General features: G+C 64.3%; 11 protein-coding genes and 2 pseudogenes. 5 read left to right on the top strand and 8 right to left on the bottom strand.

Features of this window, described 5'->3' with window-relative positions:
• Nucleotides 1-3,129: 3,129 nt before the first annotated feature.
• The gene (locus tag IPG14_RS10520; RefSeq protein WP_343391775.1) at nt 3,130-3,657 is read right to left on the bottom strand and encodes a hypothetical protein; all 528 of its coding nucleotides are present in this window, start codon (nt 3,655-3,657) and stop codon (nt 3,130-3,132) included.
• 629 nt (nt 3,658-4,286) lie between these two features.
• Between IPG14_RS10520 and IPG14_RS10515 the strand changes: the two genes are divergently transcribed.
• The 5 genes from IPG14_RS10515 (at nt 4,287) to IPG14_RS10495 (ending at nt 6,123) form a co-directional block, all read left to right on the top strand.
• A complete protein-coding gene (locus IPG14_RS10515; RefSeq protein ID WP_343391774.1) occupies nt 4,287-4,562 on the top strand; it encodes a hypothetical protein in 276 nt (91 codons plus the stop codon).
• A 294-nt stretch (nt 4,563-4,856) separates the two neighbouring features.
• The gene (locus IPG14_RS10510) at nt 4,857-5,027 is read left to right on the top strand and encodes a hypothetical protein (RefSeq protein WP_343391773.1); all 171 of its coding nucleotides are present in this window, start codon (nt 4,857-4,859) and stop codon (nt 5,025-5,027) included.
• A 10-nt stretch (nt 5,028-5,037) separates the two neighbouring features.
• Nucleotides 5,038-5,250, top strand: a complete 213-nt coding sequence (locus IPG14_RS10505) for a hypothetical protein (RefSeq protein WP_343391772.1) — start codon at nt 5,038-5,040, stop codon at nt 5,248-5,250.
• A 281-nt stretch (nt 5,251-5,531) separates the two neighbouring features.
• Nucleotides 5,532-5,720, top strand: coding sequence for a hypothetical protein (locus IPG14_RS10500; RefSeq protein WP_343391771.1), 189 nt, complete (start codon nt 5,532-5,534; stop codon nt 5,718-5,720).
• A gap of 10 nt (nt 5,721-5,730) precedes the next feature.
• Entirely contained in the window at nt 5,731-6,123 is a 393-nt protein-coding gene (locus IPG14_RS10495) for a hypothetical protein (RefSeq protein WP_343391770.1), read from the top strand.
• 177 nt (nt 6,124-6,300) lie between these two features.
• Here the strand turns inward: IPG14_RS10495 and IPG14_RS10490 are convergent.
• The 7 genes and pseudogenes from IPG14_RS10490 to IPG14_RS10460 form a co-directional block, all read right to left on the bottom strand.
• Nucleotides 6,301-7,721, bottom strand: a pseudogene (locus IPG14_RS10490) (NAD(P)/FAD-dependent oxidoreductase).
• Nucleotides 7,722-7,736: 15 nt separating this feature from the next.
• On the bottom strand, nt 7,737-8,372 hold the full coding sequence (locus IPG14_RS10485; protein WP_343391769.1) for a hypothetical protein: 636 nt from the start codon (nt 8,370-8,372) through the stop codon (nt 7,737-7,739).
• A 146-nt stretch (nt 8,373-8,518) separates the two neighbouring features.
• Entirely contained in the window at nt 8,519-8,923 is a 405-nt protein-coding gene (locus tag IPG14_RS10480; RefSeq protein ID WP_343391768.1) for an STAS domain-containing protein, read from the bottom strand.
• 98 nt (nt 8,924-9,021) lie between these two features.
• Entirely contained in the window at nt 9,022-9,372 is a 351-nt protein-coding gene (locus tag IPG14_RS10475) for an STAS domain-containing protein (RefSeq protein WP_343391767.1), read from the bottom strand.
• Nucleotides 9,347-9,886: a GNAT family N-acetyltransferase gene (locus IPG14_RS10470; RefSeq protein ID WP_343391766.1), complete on the bottom strand. Its 540-nt coding sequence runs from the start codon at nt 9,884-9,886 to the stop codon at nt 9,347-9,349. Before IPG14_RS10470 ends, IPG14_RS10475 begins: the two co-directional genes overlap by 26 nt.
• Complete coding sequence (locus IPG14_RS10465; RefSeq protein WP_343391765.1) at nt 9,883-10,242, bottom strand: ATP-binding protein; 360 nt, start codon at nt 10,240-10,242, stop codon at nt 9,883-9,885. The genes IPG14_RS10470 and IPG14_RS10465 overlap by 4 nt, the downstream gene beginning before the upstream one ends.
• Nucleotides 10,227-11,458, bottom strand: a pseudogene (locus IPG14_RS10460) (PP2C family protein-serine/threonine phosphatase). The gene IPG14_RS10465 and the pseudogene IPG14_RS10460 overlap by 16 nt, the downstream one beginning before the upstream one ends.
• Nucleotides 11,459-11,591: the final 133 nt, after the last annotated feature.

Genomic DNA, 11,591 nt, shown 5'->3' with positions numbered 1-11,591 from the left:
GATGCCCACCACGCCGTTCGACTCCGGCACGGGCCAGATGATCGACCAATCTGTTTCGGTGCCCGGCCACCGCGCTGAGGTTGGCCGTCCACGCCACAGCTGAGCCGGAACTGGGCCCGGAGGGTTGCGATCCAATGCGCGCCAAAGGTTGCGCATGCGCGCCATAACGCCGGCAGCCGCTGGTGGAGTGGAGGAGCGGGAGTTGGCCCATTCAGCGTCAGGTTGTTCTTGCCCGGGGTGTGCGGGCACGGCAGTTGACCAGCTGACGAGAGGGCGTCGGCTGGTGCGGGCAGACAAACCAACAGCGAGCAGCCGTGGTCTTGCATCTGGTCGCCTAATATCAATGTTGTCCCTTGAGCAGTATGATTGGTACGGCGGGGCCGCCAGCTGCCTGCGTTCGCGTCAAGCAAATATGATCATGGGCGTCAGGATTGATCCCGATGATAGGATCAGGTTGACCCTGGCGATCAGTAAGCTGCAAATGCGCGCCGGGTACATCTCCGCCAGGCTAACGGCCTTGAGCGTCCCTGCCGCCATGCGCGCCTGTGGTTGTGGATCGTCATCTCCATGGTGGTGTGATCGGCAACCTCCTCGCGCCATGGCGGGATGGTCGGATGAAAGGCGGCTTCATAAAACGGCGCTCAGCTGACTTTGTGCCAGGAACTCGCCGCCATGCCTGCAGGGCCAGATGGCGAGCGGTGTGTCCGGGCCAGCCCGCTGCCGCTGCCGGCAGGAAATCGATCAGCTGCGGTACGAGCTCAGTTCCGACCGGTGCCGACAAATCTTGTTGCGGCAGGGCCTTTCGCCCCCCGAAGCGCCACCGCGGCGGTCGGCGCGGCCAAGGGACACGCGCGCTGGTGATGGCGCCGCCGTGGCGTGGCGCAGGGCGTTGCTGAGCAAGTTAAGGGTGACGTGGCACCGGCGCACAGGCGTCGCCGGCGATGGGCAGCAGCGCCAGCGACATCATTGCGCAGCGCGATGCCTCGCGGCGCAACCTGCGCTAGCGAGACCGCCAACGACATCCGGCGGCCAGTTCTCGAGGGCCGGCCGATCGACGGCAAATTGACCGGCTTCAGCGCTGGCCCGGTACGTGGCGGTCTTCTACCAGGCAGGTCAGCAGGTGCGTGTTGGCTGATCTGCTCCATTGAGCGTCAGGGCGGCGAGGGTGAGGAAGGACCGCGCGTCTTCGGCGCTGCGGCCTGAATGACGCTCAACAGGGTGCGCGGCTCTTTCATTGCGACATCTTTCACCGAGTTTGACCTGCAGAGTTTCCTGGGTTTGAAAACTTTAAACCATTATTACGATTAAACTTAGCCCCGACTGCGCCAGTTCGTCCCACCATGCAAAGGCCCTTTGGGCGCCGAGGTAGTCTGGAGCCTGGACCCAGAGGCGGCAGCCAATTGATTGAGCAGCCGTGTGATTTGGGAAAAAAAAGGCAGGCTGGGCAAGGGCACCTTCAGGCCACGGAACAAGACTGCGACGACGCTGCCTTGAAAGTAGCTCTTACGTTCCCATCGGGCGTGCCCGGCATCGGCATGGACATTACCACTCGATGAGGCAACGTGCGCCGGCGGCCTGACCATCCGCCTCGGCGAAAGCGGCCGCTGAAAGCGTGAGCGCCCAGGTTAGGCGATTGGCAAATCGTTCCCCAGGGCTCATCGCATCCCACACATTGGACGCCGCTGATTCTGACCATCGCAGCCCACTGCGTGAGTTCGCCCATTGAGCCGCCATGAGCCCCACGCGCTGCCTTCTGGCGGCGATGACCAGGGCTTGTACTACGTCCGAGGAGTGCATCTGTTGGTGATGGCTGCTGAGGAAGATCTGGCGATCTCGGCCAGCGCCACCATCTGCCCGCGAAAAGCCGGTGAACCGAACCTAACGTTACCCGGTTAGCGGGGTGGTCACCACGAGGTCGAGCTGAGTTGGATCTGGCCGCAAGAAGGTCAACAGGTTGGTTTGCCGGTGAATGCATTGTCAGGATTGACCCCATGCGGAGAGAGCGCTTCAAACCGTCTGATGATCAAGCAAGTTCATAGCCGTAGTTGAGTATGAGTCAGCAAAGCGAGGTGGGGTTGGCGTCATCGAATTCCGGGCGCAGGTTCTTGACGTGTGCGTCAATTGTTAGCTCGTAACCCTCGCGTCACCGCGGTTCTCCCAGCAACTCCATGAGTGAAGGCGCCGGGCGTCGGTCATCCAGCAGGTAGAGCGGATCAAATTCAGTGGGAGGTCAATTTCGACGGCGCCGCCGACCGCTCAGGTCACGGCGGGTGGGATCCCGGCGCCGGTCGCGGGGTGACGGGGGGCGTGGCTGGCATCTGGCATAAAGGCTGGGTGAAGCAGCTGTAAATCGGGTGTTTTACGGGCGGCTGAAGCCACGCCGGGCTGAAGGCCACCACGACGTAATCATCGGCGCGGAATTCCGGGCGAATCAGGCGGTCGTTTTCCTCGGCGCGGTGGGATCAAGATGGCGATCTCGGTGTTGGCAGGATCAGGAGTCGCGACGCAGGGCGCAGCCAGGAATATCCAGACCGCAAAAAAAATCAGGGCGGCGTATGACATCGATTCGAACGACCGGCACAGGCTTCTCCCGTGGCATTCAGATCAGACCAGGCGCCCATCAAACGCAACCGAAGCAACATTAAGCCTGGGTCGAATGGCTACGCAGGACATCCTGAGCAATGTGCGTTTAATCTTCAATGATGACAGTGGTTTGCGCTGAGTTCAGGAAGTATCGGCAAATAACAGTAGGTGAAATAATGGTCGCAATAACGCCAAAGGGCGCAAGTGTAACACTTGTTTCGTGGCTCAACGATGGGCAACGGCGGCGCGCCGGTGTTACCTTTAAGCGGGCACAGCTTGCTCGCTGCTGGGCGGAGAGTGATCCAGTTCCCGCTTGCGGTATAGCACAACTTGGGGAGTGGATTACAAACAAGAGCAAGGATTCAACACCGTAACGGCCTGCCCGAACCGCAATCCGGTTCGGTGGCGACGCCAGTGGTGAAACCCGGTTTCATGCCTGCACCAGCAGGACACAGGGAATTGAGTGCGCTGTTGCTTAACGGTTGACCCAGCAGGGGCCGGATTTTGCGCGGCGTCCGGGCACTGCGCATGCACTTCCGTCTGGCTTTACACCAGGGTTAGCAACCATGGAGTACAAGCCTGGGGATCCAAGCTTTCGTCAGGCCCAGCCGTCATCACCATCATCTGGGGATTGGCCCATGTGCTCCTGCGCGAACGCCTGATGTCAGGGTCGTTCATCATCTCAGTACAGTCCGCCGGCATGGCCTCGCCATTGTGCATTTGCGCATGCATGGCCGACATGGCCCCGCCATTCTGCATTTGCGCATGCATGGCCGACATGGCCTCGCCATTCTGCATTTGCGCATGCATGGCCTGCATGGCTTCGGCATTGACCGTGCCGTCCTGGTTCCACATCTGCCCCATCATCGCGTTCATGCCGGCGGGCATGGCGCCGTTGGGGTGCATCTGGGCAAACATGGCCTGCATAGATTCGGCATCAACCGCGCCGCCCATCACGCCCCGCATCATATTCCACCCGTTCCGCTTTGCGCCAGCGCGCCGGTGGCAAACAGCCACCTCAGGCTCCGGGGCCAACACCTTGGCGATCATTGTCATTACTCGTTTGCTTTTCATACAAGCCCATTCCTTTCGACATCGTTGCGATTCTGTTTCACCTGGCGAGATTGGCGCTCTGAGCCAGATCAATGCCTCGAGCACCCTTATTATGCCCTAGCCAAATGAAGGCCGTGTGAAGCCGTGTGAGGCGTGGTTAATCGGATCCTTGTCCTGGCGCAAATCTCTCAGTCAAGAGATGGCGCGCCTGGCTTTGCGCTTGGCGCGCAAGCGACTTTGCGCTACAATGAGCGGCGCCCCGTGACATTACGTTTTTTTCGCACCAGAGGCTGTCATGCCCGCATCAACCACCAGCAAGACCCTGTTCAATCTGCGCCGGCGGCAGGCGACTGATGCCGAGGCGCCGCTGGTCGCGCGCATGCGCCGCGCACGCTGGACGGGTTCATCGGCCAGGCATATCGTGGGGCCGGGCGCTGCTGCGCCGCGCCATTCAGGCCGACCAGTTGTCGTCGGTCATCTTTAGGGACCGCCCGGCAGCGGCAAGACCACCTCGCACGCATCATCGCCAACACCACGCGCCCATTTCATCGCCATCAACGTGGTGCTGGCCGGGTTGGGGACATTCGCGGCGCGGGTGGCGGTGGCGCAGAGCGCCGCGGGCTGCTACGGCCAGAAGACGATCCTGTTTTGTGGACGAGGTGCACCGCTTCAATAAGGCGCAGCAAGACGCGCTGCTGCCCTGGGTCGAAAACGGCACCGTCATCTTCATCGGCGCCACGACCGAGAACCCGTACTTCGAGGTGAACAAGGCGCTGGTCAGCCGCAGCCGCATCTTTCAACTGCACCGCCTGACGGAGGACGATCTGCGCGCGGTCGCGGCAGGCGCTGGCCGATCCGGTGCGGGGCTATGGCGCTGGGCGTGCTGCTCGATGACGACGCGCTCGATCACCTGGTCAGCGTGGTAACGGCGATGCTGCCCAGCGTGCTCAACGCGCTGGAGTTGGCCGTGAAACCCACCAGCCCGGCGCCGAGGCGGCGCCGGACACCGAGCGGCCGTTGATCCACATCACACGTGACATCGCCGCAGAGTCCATTCAGCGCCGCGGTGCTCTACGACAAGGATGGCGACGCCCATTTCGACACGATCAGCGCGTTCATCAAGTCCTGCGCGGGTCCGATGCGGACGCCGCGCTCTACTGGATGGCGAAAATGGTTTGCAGGCGAAGACCCGCGCTTCATCTTTCGGCGCATGTTGATCTTTGCCGGCGAAAGATGTGGGCCTGGCCGATCCGCACGCCTTGCAGGTGGTGGTGGCCGCAGCGCAGGCGTTCGATTACGTGGGACTGCCGGAGGGGCGCTTTCACCTGGCGACCGCCTGCCTTTACCTGGCGACCGCGCCCAAGAGCAACAGCGCCTTCGCCTTCTTCTGATGCGCTGGGCGTGGTGGAGGAGCGGGAGGCCGAGGCGCCCGATCATCTCAAGGACGCCAGCCGCGACGCCGAAGACATGGGGCATGGCAAGGGCTATCTCTATCCGCACGCTTACCGCGATCATTGGGTCGCGCAGCAGTATCTGCCGACCAGCCTGCAAAGGCCCGCGTCTTCTACCAGCCGGGCAGCCTGGGCTGCGAGCGCCAGATTCGGGATGACGTAACGCGCCGCCGCGAGGCGCAGTTGGCCGCCATGCTCGAAGGCGAGGAGGCCGCGCCAGCGCCAGGCCGCGACACCTGGGGCGGAGATCGGACTTACCGGGACCGCCCGCGTCCAACCTGTGGCTGCAGCGCACCCTGAGCAACCTGGGCGAGCAGTTGGCACGGCTTGCGGAAAGGCGATGGCGCTGGCGCAGATCGAACGGCACAGCCTGGTGTTGGACCTCAACGCGGGCAATGGCCTGCTCACCTGGGAGGCCGTGCGCCGCGCGCCGGTGGGCGGCGTGTGGGCGCTGGCCGCAACGGCACGCCCGAGGCCCAGGCCCTGCAGCAGATGGCAACCCAACTCGATCAGGCAGAACGGCCGGTGATCCTGACCGGCGCAGTCAACGATCTGCCGGCGTTGGTGGCGACGGTGGATGCCGCCACGCGCTTCGACGTGATTGTGGGGCGCAGCGCGCTGACCGCAGCCTGACAAGACGGCCGTGTTCCACAGCCTGCTGGCGTTCCTGCGGCCCGGCGGTCGCCTGGCCCTGGCGCAGACCGTGCCCGCGGCCACGCAGCGCATCTACGCGCTGCTGGACCGCAGCGGCCTGCCCGGTGACCTCGCGCAGGCCTGGCAGGCCGCGGAAGAGGCGATCTGCGCGGATGCGGACGATGCCCTGGTCAACTGGCAGGCGGAGGATTTGCGGCACATGGCGCTGGCGGCGGCCTGTACGGGTGAGCGTGGAGACGGTCGCCGAAACGAGCGCGGTGCGCATCACCCCCGCTGCTGGCGCATTGGTTTGCCGAGAGCGAGGATGGCGGGCGCCCCAGCTACATGCAGCGCCTGGCGCAGCAGATGGATGGCGGCGCGTTGGCCTATGTGCGCGCCTTGATCGAGCGGCAGTTGTTGGGGCAGACCGTGTCATGGGGCAGCGTGGTGGCGTATGTGAGGGGGGTACGTGGTCCGGACTGACGCTTTCCCGATTAGCTTGTTCCGGGAAGTCGTTCACGTGCGCGCTGAATCGCCTCACGAATCTCTTGAACCCTGATCATGCTATTCCCTCACTTGGTTACCTGGTTCTGAGCGCGGCCTGCGCGGCGAAGTAACCGCACATGCCATGCACGCCGCCGCCGGGTGGGGTGGACGAGGAACAGAGGTAGATGCCGCTGGCCGGTGTCGTGTAGGGATTCAGGCTGGCTACGGGCCGCGTGAAGAGCTGGCGCAGGTCCTGCACGCCGCCGTTGATGTCGCCGCCGATGTAGTTGGGATTATGCGCAGCCATCTCCGCGGCGTTGCGCGTGCTGCGGGCCAGGATGCGGTCCCCGAAAGCCGGGCGCAAAGCGTTCGATCTGCGCCTCGATCGCGCCGGTCATGTCTACGGTAGAGCCATGCGGCACGTGACAGTAGGCCCAGGCCGTGTGCTTGCCCGCCGGGGCGCGGGTTGGATCGAAGAGGGTCTGCTGCACGAAGAGGACATAGGGATGGGCGGCGTGTTCCCCCGCCAGATCGCGCGTTCGGGACGCGGCGATCTCGTCCAGCGTGCCGCCGAGGTGAACGGTGGCGGCACGCAGACATTCTGCTGCCTGCCACGGCGCCGGCCCGTCGAGCGCATAGTCCACCTTGAAGACGCCTGGGCCATAACGGTAGCCACGGAGCTTGCGCCGGTAGGACGCAGGCAGGCGGTCGCCCGCGATGCTCTCCAGTTGGCGCGGCGTGACGTCGAAGAGGGTCGCGGCCGCAGGCGGCAAGTCATCCATGCGCGCCACCCACTGCCCCGTCACGATCTCCCCCCCCAGGCTGCGCAGGTGCGCGGCCAGGCTGTCGGCGATTCGCTGCGAGCCGCCGCGCCAGGGGCCAACCGACCGCGTGCGCCAGGGTGCCCAGCATCAGCCCGAATGCAGCGGTCGCCGGCCATTCCAGCGGCATGATCGGGTGCGCGGCCATCCCCGCGAACAGGGCGCGGGCGCGCTCGCCGCGGAACAACAGCCGGGCCAGGCTTGCGGCGGGCAACAGGGCCGGCAGGCCGAAGCGCACGAGGCTGATCGGATGCCGCGGGAAGCGCAGTGGGCCGAGCATCTCTGCCAGCACGTTGCGCCAGTCCAGGCCAGCGGCCCCATCAGCCGCCGATAGGCGCCCGCATCGGGGCCGAGCTGCGGCGGTGGTCTCGACCGAGCGTTCGACCAGGACCGCCGTACCGTCATCCAGGGGATGTGCGATGGCCGCAGGTGGGAAAACCCACGCCAGGCCGTGTTTTGCCAGCGGCAGATCGCGGAAAAACGGTGAAGCCACGCCCAGCGGATGGATCGCAGAACAGACGTCATGCACGAAGCCCGGCAGGGTCAGCGCGGCGGAGCGCGTGCCCCCCCCGATCGTCTCGCGGCCCTCGATCACCAGGACGCGGCGGCCGGCGGTCGCCAGGGTGATGGCGGCCGCCAGGCCGTTGGGGCCTGAGCCGACGATGACAGCATCATAGGGTTGTTTTGAAGCCATGAAGCGTCCCAGAGGCTAATTCATCTGACTGCGAATCCAGCGCACGGGCGCGGCCAGTGTGTAAAGCCCGGTGCGCACCGCCGAATTATGCCACACGTTCTTCGCTTGCGCCCACTGCACCTTTGGATCTACGAGCACGATCTTCAGGTCAGGCTCCTCACCGTGTACGCCGAAAAAGTCGGCCAGCGCAGTGAGCGTGTACTTCCAGAAGACATCCTCTTGCTTCAGCAGTCCTAGTCGGAACCCGATCTCGTAGATGGGGTCGCTGGCCCGCACCAACGCCTGCACCTGGGCGCAGGTGGTCAGGGCGGTCTGCTCGGCTTCGCTGTCAGGATTTGTCTCCCGCTCCGCGCTGAACGTGATCATGCCGGCGAACATGTGACCCTGCGGCGTCATGAACGAGAAGGACTCGTCGTCGGCGTAGATGACCATGATGCCGGTGGAGATGAGCGGCCCGCCGCCGGGCGCGTTCATCCCGCCGGGGCCGGCAAGGTTGAGCACAGCCACCTGGCCAGGCTCGATCCCCACACCGCCGAAGAAGCGGTTGCCCTTGGGCCAGAACGTGGCGAAGTTCTCCTTCCAGAGCTTGATGACCTGCTCAGGCGTGACGTCCGCGCCGCTGAGGCGGATGCGATAGGTCTTCTGCCACATCTGGCCGAACCCGCGAGGGGCCGGAGACCTGCTTGCCCTCGACGTTCAGATTGGTGGCTTCCGGCGAAATGTCGCCGACCCGAAGCCCGTCTACCGGCTTGGCCCAGTTGGCCGCGTCGCGGGACGGCAGTTGGGCGGCTGGTTGGTTAGTTGATTCGGACATGTGATCTCCTTAGTGTATTGCGCACTGCGTACCTGTCATCCGGCGCCGCGCCAGCGGTGGTTTCTGTCGGGTGGATGCCGATGGCCTTGTCGAGTTGGGTCAGGTCGAAGATCTGCCGGTAGTGGTCGCTCAGCCCGAAGGCGAGCAGCCGCTGCTTCTGGCGCTGGATGCGGATCAGCAGCGTCACGAGCAGGCCGATGCCGGAGCTGTTCATGTACTCCAGCCCGTCGAAGTTCAAGATGACCGCGTGGGCGCCGGCCGCCGTGGCCCGCGTGTAGGCCTCCATCAGGATGCTCTCGGCCGTGCCGGTGACCTCGCCCCGGATGTCCAGGATGCTGGTCTTGGTGTTGATCTTGCGAGTTGTGATATCGAGTTTAATGAGAGACATGGGACCTCCTCGTGTTGCGTGTGGCGTGCGGCGCAATTTGTTATTCGTTGATTCGCTCATTCGCCGATCTGCTATCTGCTATTTCTCTGCTATTACTGCTATCTGCCCCCGGCGAGCGCGCTGGCCTCGTCCTGGAAGACCGTCATGAAATCGGCCAGGCGGGTGATCTGGAAGATCTCCTGGTAGTGCGGGCTGAGGCCGAAGACGAGCAGGCGGCGCTTGGCTTTGCGGGCACGGGCCAGCAGGCCGACGATCAGCGCGATGCCCGTGCTGTTGATGTAGCTGACCTCGCCGAAGTTCAGCACGATGGTTGGCGGGTTGCGGCCTTCGGCCTCGGTGTAGGCGGCGCTCAGGCCCGCTTCGGCCGCGGCGTTGATCTCCCCGCGCAGGTCAATGATCTCTGCATCGGGCTGGTGTCGGGTACTAGCTTGAAATGGTTTGGCTGGCATTGCGATCTCCTTTCGCAGTGGAAAACAACAAATATGGCCCCAGTTCATCTTCCATTTCTTTCTCCAGGACCATCCCGATATTCCGGGCTACTTTGACCGAAGCGTGATTCTCCGGTTCTATCATGCAGATCAGCCGCGACAGGTGCAGCTCTTCGAAGCCGTAGCGAGCGATCGCCTGCGCGGTTTCGGTTCCCAATCCTTGTCCCCAATACGCTTGGGCCAGCAAATAGGCCACTTCTACTTCTTCACGCTGGTCAATTGTCCAGGGCAGCAGGCCGCAGCGGCCGATGAATCGGCCCGTTTCCTTATGAATGGTCGCCCAGAGTCCCAATTCAGGACGTCGTGGATGTCCATTCATGTGCCACTCAAGTTCCTTGCGCGCTTCATCGCGAGTGCGAGGCGCATCAGGGATGTATTTGCGCACATCCGGGTCGCAATACAGCGCCCACAGGCTCTCAAGGTCGGCCGGCGTCTGATGCCTGAGAATCAGCCGATCGGTCTCAAGGATTTTCATCGGTTCATCACCAGTTCGACGGTGTGATGGACGCCGTCCTCCGTCACGCGCATGTCGTCCACCATGCTGCGGATGAGGAAGAGACCCCAGCCGCGCGGTGATTGCAGCCCCGCCAGCTTGGCCTCCAGGTCGGGCGTGTCAACCTCGGGAATCGGCTGGCCGCCGCCGTGATCGCTGATGCTGACGATCAGCTCGTCGGCATCGGCGCGTACTTGAATAGCGACCGGTTTCTCCGGGTCGTAACGGTTGCCGTGCTCCATGGCGTTCATCGTCGCCTCGCCCACCGCGGTCTTGAGCCGCTCCAGCCGATCCGCGGACAAGCCCAGCCCTGCGACTGCGGCTACGACCCGTTCCATCGCCTCGCGTTCGTTGTCGGTTGTGCTGGCGACCGTGAAGTCAGCGGAGCCCCACCCCGACCCCCTCTCCCTGCGAGGGAGGGGGAGGTGCGCTCCAGGGTCACGAATGTCACGTCGTCCTCCTGTTCCCAGCCCGGCCCGACGAAATCGGCCAGGGCGCCGCGCAACTGCTCGATGAGGTCAGCGCCGCTGCCCAGACCGCCAGCCAGGGTGCGCAGCCGCGGGAAGCTGAACATCTCGCCCTGCGGGTTGTGCGCCTCGACCAGGCCATCGGAGTAGATCAGGATGATCTCGCCAGGCTCCAACAGCGCCTCGTGCTCGTCATAGGTCATTTCCGGCAGCAGCCCCAGTGGCATGCCGGTGGCGCGCAGCTCAACAACTGTATCCGCAGTGCGCTTGGTGGGCAGGTTGTGGCCGGCGTTGGCGAAAACGAAGCGCCCAGTCGCGGGATTGAGCACGCCGTAGAGGCACGTCACGAACATGCTGGGCGGGAGGTCGGGCAGAGCAGGTCGTTGACGTGCGCCAGGACTTTGCCGGGTGAGGTGGGATCCTGTTCGGCCGCGACGCGCAGAATACCGCGCGTGGCCGCCATGACGAGCGCCGCGGGCACGCCCTTGCCAGTCACGTCGGCCTCGACCACACCCAGGTTGCCGTCGGGCAAGGCGATGAAGTCATAGAAGTCGCCGCTGACCGCCTGGGCCGGCTGCCAGTAGGCCGCCACCTGCCAGCCATCCAGCTCGGGCAGTTCCTTCCGGAGAAGGGTCTGCTGGACGGCGCGGGCGACGCGCAGCTCCTGTTCCAGCCGCTCACGGGCCTGCGTCTCGATCTGCTGCTGGCGCACGAGCTGAGCCACGCGCACGGCCGGCGCGGCCTGGGCCGCCAGATCGTCCAGCAGCTTGCGGTCGTCGCTGGTATACTCCTGCTCGCTGCGCCGCGGGCCCAGGTTCAGCAGGCCGATCAACTCACCCTGGCCGGCCAGCGGCGCGATCAGCCTGACCCCGGCCTCGCGCAGCGCACGCAGCGCGGGCGAGTCCAGCTTAAGCCGATCGAGGTCCACCGCGCCGCCGGTGCTCAGCAAGTACGCGCTGAGTGGGTCGTTGGGCGCGAAATCCAGCGGAAGGATCTGGGCTGCCACCGGGGCCGGCTCGACCAGCGCTTCGGCGGGGATGGGCAAGGTCGCCTCTCCCTGAGACTGTTTGCGAAATAGATTGCGCATCATTGCTCCGTCTTCCCTCGGTAGGTTAATCGCCGAGACGACCGTGACGAATGAGCTCCTGCACCGCTGGCGTCGGGTTGGGATCACTGAATAGATCGGAATGGCTGCAATTTATCGGCATCGCAAACGTATC

It is taken from the genome of Candidatus Amarobacter glycogenicus, assembly GCF_016704105.1.
GTDB classification, from domain to species: Bacteria; Chloroflexota; Dehalococcoidia; order Tepidiformales; family Tepidiformaceae; genus Amarobacter; species Amarobacter glycogenicus.
The sequence above is the reverse complement of the archived record's forward strand: the minus strand, read 5'-3'. Positions and strand labels throughout refer to the sequence as shown.